Below are 18,043 nucleotides of genomic sequence, written 5' to 3' on the forward strand. Positions count from 1 at the left end.
TGACCGCGTCGCCCACGGCTGTGAGGTTCCCGTGAAACATTCCTCCTCCCCCACCGCGTCAATGAGGTGAGGCCGGCACGACAGGGGGAGCGCACGGATGTGGCAGAAGCGGCAGGAGCGGGACCAGGAGTACGCCGCGTTCGCGACGGCGCGGGCCGGGCACCTCTACCGGTCCGCGTGTCTGCTGACCGCCGGTGACACCCACCTCGCCGAGGACCTCGTGCAGGAGACCCTCGGCAGGCTGTACGTCCGCTGGGGGCGGATGACGCGGGTCGGCAATCCGGCCGGGTACGCGCAGACCGTCCTCACCCGGGCCTTCCTCAGCCACCAGCGGCGGCGCAGCAGCGGGGAGCGCGCCACCGACGTCTTCCCCGATCTGCCGGGCGCCGCCGACGGTGACGCGCCGCTGCGGCTCACCCTGCTCGACGCGCTGTCCCGGCTGCCCGCCAAGGACCGGGCCGTCATCGTGCTGCGCTACTGGGAGGACCGCTCCGTCGAGGAGACCGCCGACGCGCTGAACGTCAGCTCGGCGGCGGTGCGGACGCGCTGCGTGCGGGCGCTCGGCAAACTGCGCGCGCTGCTGGGCGAGGACCTCTCGGAGTACGCCAGACCCTGACCCGCCCCGCCGGGCGCCCTTCTCACCACTCACCACTCACCTCACACCACTCACCTCACGCCTCACACCTCGTGGAAAGGGTGTTCGCCATGCCCGAAGACCAGCACGACTCGCCGGATCACTTCGAGGAGCGGCTCACCGTCGCCCTGCGCGACACCGGCGACGGTTTCCAGGCCGACCGGACGGCCCTCGTCGCCGGCGGACGGACGCGCGGGCGCCGGAACCGGGTGCGGCGCCGGGCCGGCGTGCTCGGCGGGGCGGCCGGGATCGCGCTGATCGGAGTGGGCGGGGCGGTGCTGCTGCCGCAGGGAGCCGAGCCGGACACCCGGCGCTCCGTCGCGGCCTCCCCGAGCAGCGGCCGGCCCTCCCCCTCGCCCACCGCGTCCGGCTTCTCCGCCAAGAAGCTTTTCGACACGCTCGAGGACCTGCTCCCGCCGGGTGAGGTCGGCCAGGGAGTGGTGCGGGGATCGAACGCGAAGGAGGGCCCGTACGTGCAGGTCGTGTACGACGACGGGGACGGCGCCGCCGCGATCGGGGTGGGCTTCGCCCGGGTCGAGCCGGGCGGCGAGCAGGCCGACCGGCTCACCGAGTGCCCGGACCAGACCTTCACCGCGTACGACGACTGCACCAGCGACCGGTCGGCCGACGGCTCCGTGCTCAGGGTGCTCAAGGGGTACGAGTATCCGGACCGGCGGGTCGACACCAAGCTCTGGACCGCCGACCTGGTCACGGCCGAGGGGCAGCACATCAGCGTCAGCGAGTGGAACGCCCCCGCGCAGAAGGACCGGCCGGTCAGCCGCGAGGAGCCTCCGCTGTCGGCGGCCGAGCTGAAGGAACTGGTCTCGGCCGAGGTGTGGCGCCGGGTCGCGGACGTCGTGCCGGAGAGCGGGCAGCTCGTGGAGGACGGCGGGCCGGGCGCCATGCCGTCGGCGGTCTCCGGCGAGGCCGTCGGCGACACCCTCGCCGCGCTGCTCCCCGACGGCCTGGAGGTGGTCCGGCGGGGCGGCGAGGGCGAGTTCGCCTATGCCGTCGTCGACGACGGCGAGGGCGAGAGCCTGGTCCAGGTCAACGTCCAGCACGGCATGAACGACGTCGCCGGACAGCTCTACGGCTCCGCCGAGACCCTCGCCGACGGCACCCGCGTCACCACCCGGCAGGGCTCCGGCGACGGCCGGGTTCCCGGGGTCGTGATGTGGACCGCCGACACCCTGCGCGCCGGCGAGGACGGCTTCCGGGTCGTGGTCAGCGCCTTCAACAACGGTGCCGCGAACTCCGAGCCGACCCGGGACACCCCCGTGCTGAGCCTGGAGCAGCTGCGGAAGATCGCGCTCAGCACGGAGTGGGACGCCCTGCGCTGAGCCCTCACCGGGCCGGCGCCGTGCCGAGGCCGGCCGCCTGCTGCGAGCGGCCCGGCCCGCGCGGCCTCCCGGGCCGCGCCTCGCACGACCGCGGGCAACGGCCCGTCGGAAACAGGCCGTGCACGTACCGCACGGCCTGTTCCGGGCTAGGACGCGGCTGCCTCTTCCTAGGCGTCCTCGGTGCCCTTGGCGTCCTCGGCGTCCGCCGTGTCCTCGGCGTCCTCGAAGTACGCGTCCAGGACCGCGTCGAGCGCCGTCTCCCACTCCGCGAAGCGGCTGCGGGAGGCGGCCTCGATCTCCAGGTAGTACCAGCGCCGCTCCGGCGTGTGCACGGTCACGGTGAACCGCTTGCCGAAGCGGGGCGTCTCCGTCTCGACCGCGCCGATCTCGTCCCAGCGGAACTCGCACTCCTGGTCGTCGAGGGCGAGGCGTACGCCCCGGTGGTCGGCGACGATCCGGGCGCGCCGGTCGGCCGCCTCGAAGACCGGGCCGTCGACGGAGGGTTCGTCCTGTGTCCCCGGGGCCTCCTCGGCCGGTTCGGGAGCCTGTTCGGGCTCGGGCTCGGGCTCGGACTCCTCCCGCCCCGTGTCCGCCGGCTTCGCGTCCTCCGGTTCGCCGGACCCGGGCGAGGTGAGCCCGGGGATGAAGGCCGGGTCGAACCCGGCGCCCTCCAGGGGCTGGCTGCTCGATCCAATGCGCTGCTCCACAGCGGGCAGTATGGTCGACGAACCTGTGCCGCACACAGCCGCCCCCGGCATCGTTACCTCGCCGATGCGGCTACACGAAGAGGCTGAGCACCGCCGCCATCGCGAATCCGGCCAGTGACAGCACGCTCTCCAGTACGGTCCACGACTTGAGCGTGTCCCGTTCGCTGATGCCGAAGTACTTGGCGACCATCCAGAAGCCGCCGTCGTTGACGTGCGAGGCGAAGATCGAGCCCGCCGAGATGGCCATGATGACCAGGGCGGTGAACGCCTGGGAGTGGTCGCCCTCCGCGAGCAGCGGGGCCACGATGCCCGCCGTCGTCACGATCGCCACCGTCGCCGAGCCCTGGGCGACCCGCAGCACCAGGGAGATCAGGTAGGAGAGGACGATCACCGGGAGGCCGACGCCGTCGAAGGTGTCGGAGAGGGCCTGGGCGACGCCGCTGCCCTTGAGGACGGCGCCGAAGACCCCGCCCGCGCCGACGACCAGCAGGATGTTGCCGACCGGCTTGAGGGAGGACGTCGAGACGGCCTCCAGGGACTTGCGGGACCAGCCGCGCCGGACGCCCAGCAGGTAGTAGGCGAGGAACAGGGCGAGGGTGAGGGCGACGAACGGGTTGCCGAAGAACTCGATCACCGAGCGGCCGGTGGAGGGGTCCAGGACGATCGAGGAGAAGGTCGCGGCGAGGATCAGGACCAGCGGGGTGCCGATGATGCCGAGGACCGTGCCGAGCGGCACCGGGGTCTCCTTCGGCGTCACGCCCGCCGCGCGCTGCTCGGCGACGACGGCCGCCTTGGCCTCCTCGGCGGCCTCCACCATGTCCTGCGGTACGGCGACGAAGAGGCGGCGGCCGATCCAGGCGGACCAGGCCCAGGCGGCCAGCACGGCGGGGACGCCGCAGACCACGCCCATCAGGATGACCCAGCCCAGCTCGACGTGGAGCAGTCCGGCGGCGGCGACCGGGCCGGGGTGCGGCGGCAGGAAGGCGTGGGTCATGGAGAGGCCGGCCAGCAGCGGCAGGCAGTAGAGGAGGACCGACTTGCCGGAGCGCTTGGCGGCGGCGTAGACGATCGGGGCGAGGACGAAGATGCCGACGTCGAAGAAGACCGGGATGCCGAAGATCAGGCCGGTGAGGCCCATGGCGAGCGGCGCCCGCTTCTCGCCGAAGAGACCGAGCAGCCGGGTGGCCAGCACCTGCGCGCCGCCGCTGACTTCGAGGATCGCGCCGAGCATGGTGCCCAGGCCGATGATGATGGCGACGTGGCCGAGGATGCCGCCCATGCCGGACTCGATGGTGGAGACGGCGTCGGACTTCTGGACGGTGCCGAAGAGTTCGGTGACCGACAGGCCGGCGAGCAGGCCGACGGCTATGGAGACGGCCAGCAGCGCGACGAACGGCTGGAGTCTGACCTTGATGATGAGGAACAGCAGCAGCGCGATGCCGATCGCGGCGACGGTCAGCAGACCGGCCGTGCCGTCGATCAACAGGAGCAGGCCGCCGGTGTGGGGCGGGGTGTCGGACATAGGGGGTCCTCTGGAGAGGTGCATGGAGCTTTCGGGCAGGGGGGATCGCGGCGCGGCGCCCCGTGCGGGGAGCGCCGCGCCGTACACGGACGAGCGGGGAGGGACGGTCAGCCCAGTACGGCCAGCGCGTCGATCTCGATGAGGAGTCCGGCGGGCAGGCCGACGTAGACGGTCGTGCGGGCGGCCGGGGGCTGGGTGAGGCCCTGCTCCCCGAAGTAGGAGTTGTAGATCTCGTTCATCTCGGCGAAGTGGTCGACGTCGGTGAGGTAGACGCGGATCATCATCACGTCGTCCCAGCTCGCGCCGCCCTCTTCCAGGATCGCCTTGACGTTGGCGAGGGTCTGGAGGGTCTGCTCGCGCAGGGTGGGGCCGGCCGGGGTCGGGGCCTTGCCCTCCTCGTGCGGGAGGAAGCCGACCTGGCCGGCGACCTGGAGGATGTTCCCCTTCTTCACGCCGTGGCTGAACTTCGCCGGCGGCACGGTGTGGGTGGAGGGGGTGAGCGCGGTCTTCTCGGTCATGCGGTGACTTCCTTGGCTGAGGCTGAGGCTGAGGCTGAGGCGGGGGTCCTGCCGGAGTACTCGCCGCTGATGGCGTCCGCCGTACGGCGCACCAGCGGGAGCAGGGTGAGGAGTTCGTCGGCGGTGACGACGACGTTCGGCGCGGAGACCGACATCGCGGCGACCACCCGGCCGGCCGCGTCCCTGACGGGTGCGGCGACGCAGTTGATGGACTCCTCGTGGCCGCCGAGGTCGGTGGCCCAGCCCTGTTCGCGCACCTTGGCCAGCTCCTTCAGGAAGGCGTCGGCGCTCGGTGTCGAACGGGACGTGTACATGGGGTAGTCGAGCTGCTCGACGACCGCGCGCCGCTCGCCCTCGGGGAGGTCGGCCAGCAGCAGCTTGGCGACGGCGGCGACGGTGATGGCGACGGGCTTGCCGATCCGGGAGTACATGCGGACCGGGTAGCGGCTCTCCACCTTGTCGATGTAGAGGACCTCGTTCTCCTCGTAGACGGCGAGGTGGACGGTGTGGCCGCAGGTCTCGTTGAGGCGTACGAGGTGGGGGTGGGCGATCTCGCGGACGTCCAGGTTCTCCATCGCCTCCTGGGCGAGGGCGATCAGCCGGGAGCCGAGGCGGTAGCGCTGGTCGGACTGGCGGTAGACGAAGCCGTGCTCGTGCAGGGTGCGCAGCAGGCGCAGGGCCGTGGACTTGTGGACGCCGAGCGCGTCGGCGACCCGGCCGAGGTCGGCGGGGCCCTCGGCGAGCAGCGGCAGGATGCTGAGCGCGCGGTCGACGGTCTGGCTCATGGGGTGCGTACCTCCTCGTCGGCCTTCTCGGCACGGGTCCAGCCGGGGCCGAGTCGCAGTCTCCCCCATGCCGGCTCGTCCAGGGCGGCCAGGCGGTCGGCCAGGTCGCGGGCCGGGGGCGGGGCGAGGTCGCCGGGGACGGTGAGGGCGGCGGCGGCCCACAGGTGGCCGTGGCGCAGCCGGTCCCGTACCGGCAGTCCGCGCAGGGTGGCGGAGAGGAACCCGGCGGCGAAGGCGTCGCCCGCGCCCACGGCGGCGACGACGTCGACGCGGAGGGCCGGTACGGAGGTGGCGTGCGGGCCGTGGAAGGCGGTGGCACCGGCGGCGCCCTCCTTGACGACCAGCAGTCCGGGCTCCGGCAGCGCGTCCCGCACGGCCCGCGCGCCGCGCAGGCCCCAGGCGTCGCGCGCCTCGTCGTCCCCGACGAACACGATGTCCGCTCCCCGCGCCAGTTCCAGCAGGACCTCGGGGCCGCCCGCCGCACGGCTCCACAGCCCGGAACGGTAGTTCACGTCGAAGGACACCGGTGGCCGTTCCGCGCGGCGCGCGGTCAGCTCCCGCATCAGCCGCAGGCAGTCGGCGGAGAGCGCGGCCGTGATGCCGGACAGGTGCAGCACGCGCCCGGCGCGGACGGCGGCCAGGTCCACCGTCCGCGGGGACATGGCGGAGGCGGCCGACCCGGCCCGGTAGTACGCCACCTCGTGCGCGTCAGTGCCCCGGTCCCCGGCGGTGCGGAAGTACACGCCGGTCGGGCGTGCCGGATCCCGCCGGACGGCGCTCACGTCGACGCCGTAGCCGCCGATCGTCTCCACCAGGTGGTCGCCGAAGCCGTCCGCGCCGACCCGGCCGACCCAGCGGGCGGTGTGTCCGGCGGCGGCGAGCACGCAGGCGACGTTGGACTCGGCGCCGCCGATGGCCCGGTCGAAGGAGGGGACGTCGGCCAGCCGCCCGGGGCGGGACGGCAGAAAGGTGACCATGGACTCGCCGAGCGTGACGACATCGACGGCATCCATGGGCAGGCTCCTTGTCGTGTCCGGCGAGTGTCGTGTCCGGCACGTTGTCGTGTCCGGCGAGCGGCGGCTCCGTTGACCCGCGTTCGCCGAGATGTTAGACAGCGGTAAGCGACATACGCAATGAGCGTTGCAGAGAACGCAACACCCTGTATCAGCGCAACACCCTGTACCAGCGCAACGCCCCGTACCAGCGCAACACCCCAGCCCGACGCAGCACCTCAGACCGACGCAGCACCTCAGACCAACGCAGCACCCGAGACCTGGAGGCCCGATGGCCCTCGACACCGGTACCGAAGCCCTCGCCCGCCTGGCCGAGGAGCACGTCGACCACCGCTTCAAGGGCCTCCCGCCGGACGCGTACGGCCTGACCGTCGCCGAGCTGGCCGCCCAGCGCCGGAACCTCTTCACCGGCGGCTTCACCACCCCCGTGCTGGCCCTGTCCGCCGAGCGCCTGGCGCACAACCTCGCGCTGATGGAGACGTACTCCGCCCGGCACGGCCTGGCCTTCGCGCCGCACGGCAAGACCTCCATGGCGCCCCAGCTCTTCCACCGGCAGATCGAGCACCGCGCCTGGGGCATCACCCTCGCCGTGCCCCACCAGGTGCGGGTGGCGCGGGCCTTCGGCATCCGGCGGGTGTTCCTCGCCAACGAACTGGTCGACGCCGCCGCGCTGCGCTGGATCGCCGCCGAGCAGGACGCCGACCCGGACTTCCGCCTCGTCTGCTACGTCGACTCCGTGCGCGGGGTGGAGCTGATGGACGCGGCGCTGGAGGGGGCCGCGCGCCCGCTGGACGTGGTCGTGGAGCTGGCGGCGGGCGAGGGCGCGCGGACCGGCGCCCGCACCGAGGCGCAGTGCGCGGCGGTCGCGGACGCGGTGGCCGCCGCCCCGGCCCTGCGGCTGACCGGGGTCGCCGGGTACGAGGGCGAGGTGCCGGACGCGGATCCGGAGCGGGTGCGGGCGTATCTGCGCCGGCTGGTGGCCCTGGCGGCCGACCTGGACAAGCAGGGCCGTTTCGGCGGGGCGGACGAGATCGTGGTGAGCGCGGGCGGCAGCGCCTGGTTCGACGCGGTGGCCGACGTGTTCACCGAGATCCCCGCCCTCTCCCGGCCCGTGCTGAAGCTGCTGCGCTCCGGGGCGTACGTGTCGCACGACGACGGGCACTACCGCGAGCTGACCCCCTTCAACCGGGTCCCCGAGGAGGGCGCGCTGGAGCCCGCGTTCCGCCTGTGGAGCCAGGTCGTCTCCCGCCCCTCCGCCGAGCAGGCGTTCACCAACGCGGGCAAGCGGGACGCGGCGTACGACCTCCACCTCCCCTTCGCCCAGGTGGTCCGCCGGGACGGCGGCGCCGAGCGGCCCGCCACTGGCGTCACGGTGACCGGCCTGTCCGACCAGCACGCCTGGCTGCGGACCGCGCCGGACGCGGAGCTGGAGGTCGGGGACTGGGTCGGGATGGGCCTGTCCCATCCGTGCACGTCGTTCGACAAGTGGCAGCTCATCCCGGTCGCGGAGGCGGACGGGACGGTCGTCGACTACATCCGTACGTACTTCTAGGAGGACTCCGGCATGGAAGAGCTGGTCATCCGGGACGCCGACGTCGTCGACGGCTCCGGCGCGGACGCCTACCGGGCGGACGTCGTGGTCGACGGCGGCCGGATCGTGTCGATCGTCAAGGAGGCGGCGGCAGCGGGCTGCCAGCGCCCCACCGCCCGCCGGGAGCTGGACGCCGAGGGCCTGGTCCTGGCCCCCGGCTTCATCGACATGCACGCGCACAGCGACCTCGCGCTGCTGCGCGACCCCGACCACAGCGCGAAGGCCGCGCAGGGCGTCACCCTGGAGGTCCTCGGCCAGGACGGCCTGTCCTACGCCCCCGTGGACGACCGCACCCTCGGCGAGGTGCGCCGCGCGATCGCGGGCTGGAACGGCCCCGGCGACGACCTCGACCTCGACTGGCGCTCGGTCGGCGAGTACCTGGACCGCCTCGACCGGGGCATCGCCGTCAACGCCGCCTACCTGATCCCGCAGGGCACGGTCCGCGCGCTCGCCGTCGGCTGGGACGACCGGGAGGCGACACCGGCCGAGCTGGACCACATGCGGCGGTTGGTCGCCGAGGGCATGGAGCAGGGCGCGGTCGGCATGTCGTCGGGGCTGACGTACACGCCCGGCATGTACGCCCAGGACGCCGAGCTGACCGAACTGTGCCGGGTGGTGGCGTCGTACGGCGGCTACTACTGCCCGCACCACCGCTCCTACGGGGCCGGGGCGCTGGAGGCGTACGCGGAGATGGTCCGGCTGGCCCGGGAGGCGGACTGCCCGCTGCACCTGGCCCACGCCACCATGAACTTCGGCGTCAACAAGGGCCGCGCCCCCGAACTGCTGGCCCTGCTGGACGAGGCGCTGGCCGCCGGCGCCGACCTCACCCTCGACACCTACCCCTACACCCCCGGCTCGACCACGCTGGCCGCGCTGCTGCCGAGCTGGGCGAGCGAGGGCGGCCCGGAGGAGATCCTCAAGCGCCTCGCCGACGACGACACCGCCGAGCGCGTCCGGCACCACCTGGAGGTGACCGGTTCCGACGGCTGCCACGGCGTGCCCGTGGAGTGGGAGACGATCGAGATCTCCGGCACGGGCGACCCGTCGCTCGGGGCGTACGTCGGCCGTACGGTCCAGGAGTCGGCGACGGCCCTCGGCGAGACCCCGTGGACGGTCGCCCGCCGGCTGCTCCTGGAGGACCGGCTGGCGCCCACCATCCTCCAGCACGTCGGCCACGAGGAGAACGTCCGCGCGATCATGCGGCACCGGGTGCACACCGGCGGCTCGGACGGCATCCTCCAGGGCGCGAAACCGCACCCGCGCGCCCACGGCACCTTCCCGCGCTACCTCGGGCACTACGTGCGCGAGCTGGGCGTGCTGTCCCTGGAGGAGTGCGTGGCCCACCTCACCTCACGCCCGGCCGCCCGGCTGCGCCTCCCCGACCGGGGGCTGGTCCGCGAGGGGTACCGGGCCGACCTGGTCCTCTTCGACCCGGCGACGGTCGCCGCGGGCTCGACGTACGAGGAGCCGCGCCGGCTGCCGACGGGCATCCCGCACGTCCTGGTGGACGGCCGGTTCGTGATCGAGGACGGGCGGCGCACGGACGTCCTGGCGGGGCGGTCGGTGCGGCGGGCGCCGTACCCGGTCCGGTGAATCCGGCCGGGCCGCCCGGTCCACGTGGCGGAAAACACGGCCCGGTGACCGTTACCTGGCCGTAAGCTCGCGGTCATGCAGGTGATCCAGTCGACCAAGCTCGCCAACGTCGGTTACGAGATCCGGGGCCCGGTTCTTGAGGAGGCGATGCGGCTGGAAGCGGCCGGGCACCGCATTCTGAAGCTGAACACGGGCAACCCGGCGGCCTTCGGGTTCGAGTGCCCGCCGGAGATCCTGGAGGACATCCTCCGCAACGTGTCGACGGCCCACGGGTACGGCGACGCCAAGGGTCTGCTGGCCGCGCGCCGGGCGGTCGTCATGCACAACCAGACCCTGGGCATCGAGACGGACGTCGAGCACGTCTTCATCGGCAACGGCGTCTCCGAGCTGATCGTGATGGCGATGCAGGGGCTGCTCGACGACGGTGACGAGGTGCTGGTCCCGGCGCCGGACTACCCGCTGTGGACGGCGGCCGTCTCGCTGTCCGGCGGCACGGCGGTGCACTACCGGTGCGACGAGCAGGCCGACTGGATGCCGGACCTCGCCGACATCGAGCGCAAGGTCACCGACCGCACCAAGGCCATCGTCATCATCAACCCGAACAACCCGACGGGTGCGGTCTACGACGCGGAGCTGCTGCGCGGCCTGACCGACATCGCCCGCCGCCACAACCTGCTGGTCTGCTCGGACGAGATCTACGACAAGATCCTCTACGACGACGCCGTGCACGTCCCGACCGCGTCGATCGCCCCGGACCTGCTGACGCTCACCTTCAACGGCATGTCGAAGGCGTACCGGGTGGCGGGCTACCGGGTCGGCTGGCTGTCGGTGTCGGGGCCGCGCGCGCACGCCGCGTCCTACATCGAGGGCCTGACCATCCTGGCGAACATGCGGCTGTGCGCCAACATGCCGGGCCAGCACGGGGTGGTCGCGGCGCTCAGCGGGCGGCAGTCGATCAAGGACCTGGTGCTGCCGGGCGGGCGGCTGCGGGAGCAGCGCGACACGGCGTACGAGCTGCTGACCCAGATCCCGGGCGTGACGTGTGTGAAGCCGAAGGGGGCGCTGTACCTCTTCCCGCGTCTGGACCCCGAGGTCTTCAAGGTCAAGGACGACCGGCAGATGGTCCTCGACCTGCTCCGCCAGGAGAAGATCATGGTCGTGCACGGCACCGGCTTCAACTGGCCCGAGCCGGACCACTTCCGGGTGGTGACCCTGCCCTCGGCGGTGGACCTGCGGGACGCGGTGGGGCGCATCGGCCGCTTCCTGGACGGCTACAGCCAGCCCTGACGTCCGGTTCGCGAGAACACACAACTTTAGACTCAATCCAATGTAGGATGGCTTCCTGAAGTAGTCAGGAGGCCATCCATGTACGAGCCGATCCGTACCAAGTCGGTCCACAGCACGATGGCCGGCAGTACCCCGGCCTTTCCCCACCGGTCCCGCGAGGAGGAGCTGGAGATCCAGCTCGCGGGCCATCTCGCCGCGCTGCTCGCCGTGACGGACGAGCTGCGGGCGCTGGCGCCCGGCGACGAGCTGGACGCGGCGGCCGAGCGGCTCGCCGGGCAGGTGGCCCGGCTGCGGGGAGGCGAGGCTCCGGCCCGCATCCCGCTGACCGCCGACGAGAACCCCGCCCGCCTCGCCGACCTGCACCGGCGCGCTCACACCCTGGCGGGCCGCGCCCTGGTGGTGGCGGCCTCCCGCGCGGACACGGCGGCGGCGATCCTCGCCGCCGAGCGGATGGACGCCCACACGGCGGCCCTCCAGCCGCCCGCGCTCGCCACCCGCTGATCCGACACGGAGGCACCCCGGACATACGCCCGGGGTGCCTCTGTGCGTGGGGTCAGGCCGTGACGCGGACCGTCGCCGCCGCGGTGGCGGCGGCGTGCAGGTCGTCGCCGGGCCAGCTGACCGTGTAGGTCGTGTCCCGGCGGGTGCGCGGCAGGTCGTCGATGGTGAAGGTGCCGTCGGCGGCGACCGTCACCGACGACAGCGTCCCGGTGCCGAGCCGGTCGGTGCGCTCCACCGTCAGCACCGCCCGCTCGGGCAGCGCCGCGCCCTGCGCGCTGAACGTGCCGGTGATGTGCACGCCGGCGGCCTTCGACGCCTCCGCCGGGGCGGTGAGCGCGATCGAGCTGGCCGCCTTGCCGACCGACACCGTCTGGACGACGTCGGTGGCCGGGCGGTGGGTGAGGTCGCCGAGGAACGACACCGTGTACGTGGCCTCGCCGACCAGGTCCGGCTCGTCCAGCACGGTGAAGCTGCCGTCCGCCTTGACGGTCGCGGTGCCGATCTCGTGCGTACCGGCCGCGTCGGTGCGGGTCGCCGTGACCTTCAGCGGCTCGGTGGGCGCGGGGCCGTCCAGCTCCAGCCGGCCGCGCACCGCCAGCGCCTCGCCCGCGGCCGCCGCGGCGGGGCTGTGGGTCAGCCCGCCGGTGAAGCGGGTGTCGTACTGGACGGCCGGCGGCTGGACGACGTGCAGCCAGTACTGGGTCCCGGCGGTGTTGGTGGTGACCGCGAACAGCCGGGAGCCGTCGGCGGACCACTCCAGGCCGCGCGGCGCCACCCGGTCGCCGTCCAGGCTGCCGTCGAAGGCGAACTCCAGCGGCGGGGTCGTGTCCTGCGGGTCGGCGGGCGAGAGCAGCAGGTCGGGCGTGGCGCCGGAGGCCGAGGCGCCGCGCGCGAGGTACTTCCCGTCCCCGCTGAAGGCGACGGCGGAGGCGGCGGCGCCGGCCGGCAGCGCCGGGTAGCCGGTCGCGGCGTCGGACAGGTCGTCGGTGTTCAGCAGCCGGGTCCCCGCGCTCGCGTCGGCGACGGCGACCTTGCTGCCGTCCGCGGAGAACGCCATGTCCTTGAAGTTGAGCGCGCCCTTGCCGTCGGCGTCGGCGAACCGGCGGCCGGCCGTGCGCACCAGGGTCTCCCCGCTCGCGTCGAACACCGCGACGAACGGGTTGGCCGCCTTGGTGTTCGACGGCTGGCCCATCATCAGCCGGTCCCCGGGACCCGCCTCCAGCTGGAGCTTGCCGTAGTCCTGCCAGCCGCTGCGCTGCAAGGTGTTGTCGGGCTGGCTGTAGTCCAGGTACGTGAGCGTCGTCTCGCACTCGCTGAGGTAGCTGGTGGCGGTCGGCGACGTGTGGTACTCCTTGCCGCCCGCGAAGGCCAGGCTGCGCCCGCAGGTGTCCGAACTGGCCGACGCGCTGCCGAGCGCCTGGTACGTGGTGGTGTCGTACCGCAGGATGCTCCCCTGGCCGCCGACGTAGAGCACGCTGTTGTCGGCGTTCAGCGCCAGGCCGGAGACATAACGCGTGGTGGTGATGGTGGCGACCCGCACACCGGAGAAGTCGTAGACGGCGACGAGACCGGTGTTGGTCGCATAGCCCAGGTTGCTGTCGGCGACGTACACGCGCTGGTGCTCCGAGTCGACGGTCAGCGCCGAGAACGAGGAGATCGGCAGCTTGGCCACCAGGTCGGAGGCGGCGGCGTGCGCGGCCGGTGCGGCGGTGACGGTCAGTGCGCCGGCGGCGAGCGCGGCGGCGAGCAGCGGGGCCGCGACACGGCCGGCGCGTCTGGTACCTCGGACGGTGTTCAACTGTTCCCCCCACAGGATGCGTCGATGACCCGAACGGCAGTTCGGGCCCGGCAAGATCGGGAGCGTACACCGCAACTCCCCGCGACACGGCGGGATTTCTCGGCGTGGCGCGCGGAACAACCGGTTCCTGTTGCATACCGGTATGGCCCGGACACCGTTCGTTCACCCGGGACACCGGGGAACGTCGGCTTCCGCGAGGATGCTCCGCCTGTGAGACGTATCGCAGGAATAGTCCTCGCGGTCCTGCTCGTCGGCGGTGTGGTGGCGGCCGTCGTCGCGGGGCGGGACAGCGGGGAACAGAGCACGGCAACGAAGACCGTGCGGGCCGTGATCGGGTCGGAGAAGGCGGAGTTCTTCGCCGACCCGGACGTGGTGGACGCCCTCGCCGCCAAGGGCTGGACCGTGACGACCGAGACCTCCGGGTCCTGGGCGATGGAACGGCTCGACCTCAAGGGCTACGACCTCGCCTTCCCCTCCAGCCAGGCCCCCGCCGACGAACTCGCGCGGCGGTACGGCGTACGGGAGCCGCTGCCCCGGCCCTTCTACTCGCCGCTGGTCGTCGTCGCCCACCGCGCCGCCGCCGACGTACTGGCGGCGAACGGCCTGGCGGCCCTCGGCCGCACCCACGGCGGCACCCTGCGGACCGGTGCTTTCCTGGACGCCGCCCGCGACGGCCGCACCTGGCAGCAGCTCAAGGGCGCCGGGAAGCACGGGGAGCTGCGCGGGACGGTCTACGTCTCGACCACCGACCCGGAGTCCTCCAACTCCGGCGCCCTGTGGCTCGCCGCCGCCTCGTACGTCGCGGGCGGCGACCGGGTCGCCGCCTCCGACGCGGACGTGGCGCGCACCGCGCCCCTGATGCGCGAGCTGGTCCAGGTGCAGGGCGCCCAGCAGTCCAGCTCGGACGCCGCGTTCCGGGACTTCGTCAGCGGCGTCGGCAACCCGCTGGTGCTGGTGTACGAGTCCCAGGTCGCCGCCCTGCTCCAGGAGGACCGGGACGTCGGCGACCTCACCGTCCTCTACCCGGACACCACCGCGACCAGCGACCACACGGTCGTACCGCTGACCGAGGACGGCCGGAAGCTGGGCGAACTGCTCGCCGGCGACCCGGAGCTGCGCGGGCTCGCCGTCCGGCACGGGTTCCGGCCGCAGGGCGCCACCGCCGAGTTCACCCGGGCGACCCAGGACCACACCGCGTATCTCAACCAGCAGCTGACCGGCGTCCGGCAGGCGCCCGTGCCCACCTCCGAGGTGCTGCGCGACATCGCCCGCCGGGCCCGTGGATGACGGGGGACCCGCATGACCGACAACGACACCAGTTTCGTCCTCACCCCGCCCGAGCCGGTGGCCGCCGTGGACCGGGAGAAGGCCGGCGGGCTCGTCCCCGTGGACGACGGCGTCCGCGCCGAGACGGCCCGCAAGGCCGCCGCCTACGTCGAGTCGCTCGCGGCGCTGGACGCCCGTTCCCCGGAGTTCGCCGGCAAGGTCGGTGAGATCACCGGCCTGGGCGCGGGCGAGATGCGGGCCGCCGCCGCGCAGTCCAACCGGATGCTGGAGCGGACCGTGCGCAGCCTGCCCGGCAAGGGCGGGGACGCCCAGGCGCGGGTGGCGGGCTCGCTGGTGGAGCTGCGCCGGGCCGTGGAGGACCTGGACCCGCGCGACCTGCCGGCCGCCAAGGGCCGCCGGTTCCTGTCCCGGCTGCCCGGCGGCAACAGACTGCGCGACCACCTCGCCAAGTACGCCTCCGCGCAGGGCACGCTCAACGCGATCGTGGGCGCGCTGCGCGGCGGGCAGGACGAACTGCGCCGCGACAACGCCGCGTTGCAGACCGAGCGGGTCCGGCTGTGGGAGACCATGGGCAAGCTCCAGGAGTACGTCGTCCTCACCGAGGCCCTGGACACCGCCGTCGAGGAGCACATCGCCGGCGTCCTCGACCCCCAGGAGGCCGACGCGCTCCGCGCCGACGTCCTCTTCCCCGTCCGGCAGAAGCACCAGGACCTGCTCACCCAGCTCGCGGTGTGCGCGCAGGGCTACCTCGCCATGGACGTCGTACGCCGCAACAACGAGGAGCTGATCAAGGGCGTCGACCGGGCGGCGACGACCACCGTGTCCGCGCTGCGGATCTCCGTCATGCTGGCGTCCGCGCTCGACCACCAGAAGAAGGTCGTCGAGCAGGTCGACGCGTTGCGCGGCACCACCGAGGACCTGATCCGGGGCAACGCGGAGATGCTCGCCACGCAGAGCGGCGAGATCCAGCGGATCGCCGCCGACCCGGCGGTCGGCGCGGACACCCTGCGCCAGGCGTTCCAGCAGATCTACCGCACCCTGGACACCATCGACACCTACAAGGCGCGGGCGACGGAGGCGATGGCGAGCACGGTCGAGTCGCTGACCGCCGAACTCCGGCAGGCCAGCGCCTACCTGGAGCGCAGCCGCTCGCAGGGCGCGCTGGACGGCGGTCTGTCATGAGACGCCTCGCGGTCTGCCTGACGGCCGCCGTCGCCCTGTTGAGTGCGTGCACGACGCATGAGGAGGGCACCGCCGGCATCGCCACCCCCGGCGTCCCCGGCCCCGCCGCACCCGGCACCCTGCGCGTCCTCGCCTCCAGCGAGCTGACCGACATGGCACCGGTGCTGGAGCAGGTCCGTGAGGAGACCGGCGTCACCGTCCGGCTGATCCCGATGGGCACGCTGGACGCGGTGGACATGCTGGCGGCGGGGAAGACGGACGGGCAGTACGACGCGGTGTGGCTGTCGTCCAACGACTATCTGCGGCTGCGCCCCGAGGCCGCTGAGCGCATCGTCTCCGAGACGCCCGTGATGACCAGCCCGGTGGCCATCGGCGTACGGGACGCCACGGTGAAGGAACTGGGCTGGAAGCCGGCCGAGGTCACCTGGTCCCAGGTCGAGCAGGCCGTCGCGGACGGGAAGCTGACGTACGGCATGACCGACCCGGCCCGCTCCAACTCCGGCTTCGCCACGCTGGTCTCGGTGGCCTCCGCGCTCTCCGGCGCCGAGGCGGCGCTCACCGACGCGGACGTGCGCGAGGCCCGGCCGCGGCTGAAGGAGTTCTTCCAGGGCCAGCAGCTGACCTCGGGCTCCTCGGGCTGGCTGGCGGCGGCCTACGAGCGGCGCGGGAACGTCGACGCGCTGCTCAACTACGAGTCCGTCCTCAAGGGCATCGACGGTCTGACGGTGATCCGCCCCCGCGACGGCGTCGTCACCGCCGACTACCCGCTCTCCTCCCTGGCGTCCACGGGCGCCGCGACCCGCGAGGACGTCCGGAAGGTGGCCGACGCCCTGCGCACCGAGCGGCTCCAGCGGCGGATCACCGACACCACCCTGCGCCGCCCGGTCGTCGCCTCCGTCGCCCCCGCCGCCGGTCTCGGCACCGAACGCCGCCGCGAACTGCCCTTCCCCGGCAGCCGCTCCGTCGCCGACGGCCTGCTCGACTCCTACGAGAACGAACTGCGCCGCCCCTCGCGCACGGTGTACGTCCTGGACACCTCCGGCTCCATGCGGGGCGACCGCCTGGCGGGCCTGAAGAACGCGCTCACCGGCCTGACCGGCGACTTCCGGGAACGGGAGGAGGTCACGCTGATGCCGTTCGGCTCGGAGGTGAAGAGCGTGCGCACCCATGTCGTGGACCCGGAGGACCCCGAGCGGGGCCTGTCGGCGATCCGCGCGGACACCGAGGCGCTCACCGCGTCGGGCGACACCGCCGTCTACACCTCGCTGGAGAAGGCGTACGACCACCTCGGCGGCGACGAGGACACGTTCACGTCGATCGTGCTGATGACGGACGGCGAGAACACCACCGGCGCCGACGCCGCCGGCTTCGACGGCTTCTACCGCGCGCTCACCGCCGAACAGCGGCGCATCCCGGTCTTCCCCATCCTCTTCGGCGACTCCGACCGGGCGGAGCTGGAGCACATCGCCGACCTGACCGGCGGCCGGCTGTTCGACGCCCAGCAGGGGTCGCTGGACGGCGCCTTCGAGGAGATCCGTGGCTACCAGTAAGGCATGGGCCTACGTCGAGTCCCGGAAGAACCTGACCGGCAGCGCCTGCGGGCTGGCCGGGCTGGTGCTGACCTTCACGGGGGTCGCGGGACCGTACTGGCCGGTGGTCGTCGCCGGTCTGTACGGCGCGGGCGCGCTGATCGCCCCGCCGGAGCGGCCCGCCCCGCCCGCCTTCCCCGACCCGTCCGCCCAGCTCGACGAGATCCGCGCCGACTGGGAGCGGCTCGGCGCCTACCTCGCGGACGCCGACCTGCCGCCGGCGGCGGCCGGGCGCCTCACCGAACTGACCGAGCTGCTCGGCGCGCTGCTGGAACCGGGCTGGGTCACCGGGGTGCTGGCCCAGGACCCGGAGGGGGTGCACACGCTGACCCGGGCGGTGCGGCAGGACGTCCCCGAGGCCGTCGACGCGTATCTGCGCACCCGCTGGTGGCACCGGATGACGCCGGGCGGCGAGCCGCCGGAACGGCATCTGGAACGCCAGCTCGGCCTGCTCCACGAGGAGGCGTCCGCGCTGGCCGCGCGGCTGCGGGAGACGGAGGAGCGCCGCCAGGAGACGCACACGCGGTACCTGGAGGACCGCGCGAACTGAAGCGGTATGGGCCGGGTCCGTCGCACGCCGTTGTGCGGGGACCCGGCCCGGACGGGGCGCCTCCGGCTGCTCCGGGACATCGAGCTACTGGAGCGGGAGGAGCCCTCTCGCGGCCGGCCTTCGTGACGACATCGCTGGTCAGGGCG

The 18,043-nt window shown here is 73.2% G+C and carries 16 protein-coding genes; 10 read left to right on the top strand and 6 right to left on the bottom strand.

What is annotated here, in order from left to right:
• Nucleotides 1–97 precede the first annotated feature (97 nt).
• Together ACIQR3_RS01700 and ACIQR3_RS01705 are read left to right on the top strand one after the other, a co-directional pair.
• On the top strand, nt 98–616 hold the full coding sequence (locus ACIQR3_RS01700) for a SigE family RNA polymerase sigma factor (protein ID WP_403532743.1): 519 nt from the start codon (nt 98–100) through the stop codon (nt 614–616).
• 89 nt (nt 617–705) lie between these two features.
• Nucleotides 706–1,974, top strand: coding sequence for a hypothetical protein (locus tag ACIQR3_RS01705; protein ID WP_403532745.1), 1,269 nt, complete (start codon nt 706–708; stop codon nt 1,972–1,974).
• A gap of 167 nt (nt 1,975–2,141) precedes the next feature.
• Here ACIQR3_RS01705 and ACIQR3_RS01710 read toward each other — a convergent pair whose 3' ends face one another.
• The 5 genes from ACIQR3_RS01710 to ACIQR3_RS01730 form a co-directional block, all read right to left on the bottom strand.
• Nucleotides 2,142–2,681, bottom strand: coding sequence for a hypothetical protein (locus ACIQR3_RS01710; RefSeq protein WP_403532747.1), 540 nt, complete (start codon nt 2,679–2,681; stop codon nt 2,142–2,144).
• A 70-nt stretch (nt 2,682–2,751) separates the two neighbouring features.
• A complete protein-coding gene (locus ACIQR3_RS01715; RefSeq protein WP_403532749.1) occupies nt 2,752–4,203 on the bottom strand; it encodes a GntP family permease in 1,452 nt (483 codons plus the stop codon).
• 107 nt (nt 4,204–4,310) lie between these two features.
• Nucleotides 4,311–4,721 (bottom strand): RidA family protein, encoded by a 411-nt coding sequence (locus ACIQR3_RS01720; protein WP_403532751.1) that lies wholly within the window; start codon nt 4,719–4,721, stop codon nt 4,311–4,313.
• The gene (locus ACIQR3_RS01725) at nt 4,718–5,506 is read right to left on the bottom strand and encodes an IclR family transcriptional regulator (RefSeq protein WP_403532753.1); all 789 of its coding nucleotides are present in this window, start codon (nt 5,504–5,506) and stop codon (nt 4,718–4,720) included. The genes ACIQR3_RS01720 and ACIQR3_RS01725 overlap by 4 nt, the downstream gene beginning before the upstream one ends.
• On the bottom strand, nt 5,503–6,519 hold the full coding sequence (locus ACIQR3_RS01730; protein ID WP_403532755.1) for a sugar kinase: 1,017 nt from the start codon (nt 6,517–6,519) through the stop codon (nt 5,503–5,505). Before ACIQR3_RS01730 ends, ACIQR3_RS01725 begins: the two co-directional genes overlap by 4 nt.
• A 271-nt stretch (nt 6,520–6,790) precedes the next feature.
• Here ACIQR3_RS01730 and ACIQR3_RS01735 point away from each other — a divergent pair, with 271 nt between their 5' ends.
• From ACIQR3_RS01735 to ACIQR3_RS01750, 4 genes are all read left to right on the top strand, one after another.
• Nucleotides 6,791–8,071: an amino acid deaminase gene (locus ACIQR3_RS01735; protein ID WP_403532757.1), complete on the top strand. Its 1,281-nt coding sequence runs from the start codon at nt 6,791–6,793 to the stop codon at nt 8,069–8,071.
• 12 nt (nt 8,072–8,083) lie between these two features.
• Nucleotides 8,084–9,703, top strand: a complete 1,620-nt coding sequence (locus tag ACIQR3_RS01740) for an amidohydrolase family protein (RefSeq protein WP_403532759.1) — start codon at nt 8,084–8,086, stop codon at nt 9,701–9,703.
• Between the two features lie 75 nt (nt 9,704–9,778).
• Nucleotides 9,779–10,990, top strand: coding sequence for a pyridoxal phosphate-dependent aminotransferase (locus ACIQR3_RS01745; RefSeq protein ID WP_403532760.1), 1,212 nt, complete (start codon nt 9,779–9,781; stop codon nt 10,988–10,990).
• Nucleotides 10,991–11,068: 78 nt separating this feature from the next.
• Complete coding sequence (locus tag ACIQR3_RS01750) at nt 11,069–11,491, top strand: hypothetical protein (RefSeq protein ID WP_403532762.1); 423 nt, start codon at nt 11,069–11,071, stop codon at nt 11,489–11,491.
• A 52-nt stretch (nt 11,492–11,543) separates the two neighbouring features.
• Here ACIQR3_RS01750 and ACIQR3_RS01755 read toward each other — a convergent pair whose 3' ends face one another.
• Nucleotides 11,544–13,289 (bottom strand): Ig-like domain repeat protein, encoded by a 1,746-nt coding sequence (locus tag ACIQR3_RS01755; protein ID WP_403532764.1) that lies wholly within the window; start codon nt 13,287–13,289, stop codon nt 11,544–11,546.
• Between the two features lie 210 nt (nt 13,290–13,499).
• On the opposite strand from ACIQR3_RS01755, the gene ACIQR3_RS01760 reads away from it, so the two are divergent.
• Genes ACIQR3_RS01760 through ACIQR3_RS01775 form a run of 4 tightly spaced genes read left to right on the top strand, consistent with a single transcriptional unit; the run spans nt 13,500 to nt 17,897 of the window.
• Nucleotides 13,500–14,576: a hypothetical protein gene (locus ACIQR3_RS01760; RefSeq protein WP_403532766.1), complete on the top strand. Its 1,077-nt coding sequence runs from the start codon at nt 13,500–13,502 to the stop codon at nt 14,574–14,576.
• 12 nt (nt 14,577–14,588) lie between these two features.
• On the top strand, nt 14,589–15,758 hold the full coding sequence (locus tag ACIQR3_RS01765; protein ID WP_403532768.1) for a toxic anion resistance protein: 1,170 nt from the start codon (nt 14,589–14,591) through the stop codon (nt 15,756–15,758).
• A complete protein-coding gene (locus tag ACIQR3_RS01770; RefSeq protein ID WP_403532770.1) occupies nt 15,755–17,308 on the top strand; it encodes a substrate-binding domain-containing protein in 1,554 nt (517 codons plus the stop codon). Before ACIQR3_RS01765 ends, ACIQR3_RS01770 begins: the two co-directional genes overlap by 4 nt.
• A complete protein-coding gene (locus ACIQR3_RS01775; RefSeq protein WP_403532772.1) occupies nt 17,295–17,897 on the top strand; it encodes a hypothetical protein in 603 nt (200 codons plus the stop codon). Before ACIQR3_RS01770 ends, ACIQR3_RS01775 begins: the two co-directional genes overlap by 14 nt.
• The last annotated feature ends 146 nt before the right edge of the window (nt 17,898–18,043 follow it).

The organism is Streptomyces sp. NPDC090994, from assembly GCF_044768905.1.
GTDB lineage: Bacteria > Actinomycetota > Actinomycetes > Streptomycetales > Streptomycetaceae > Streptomyces.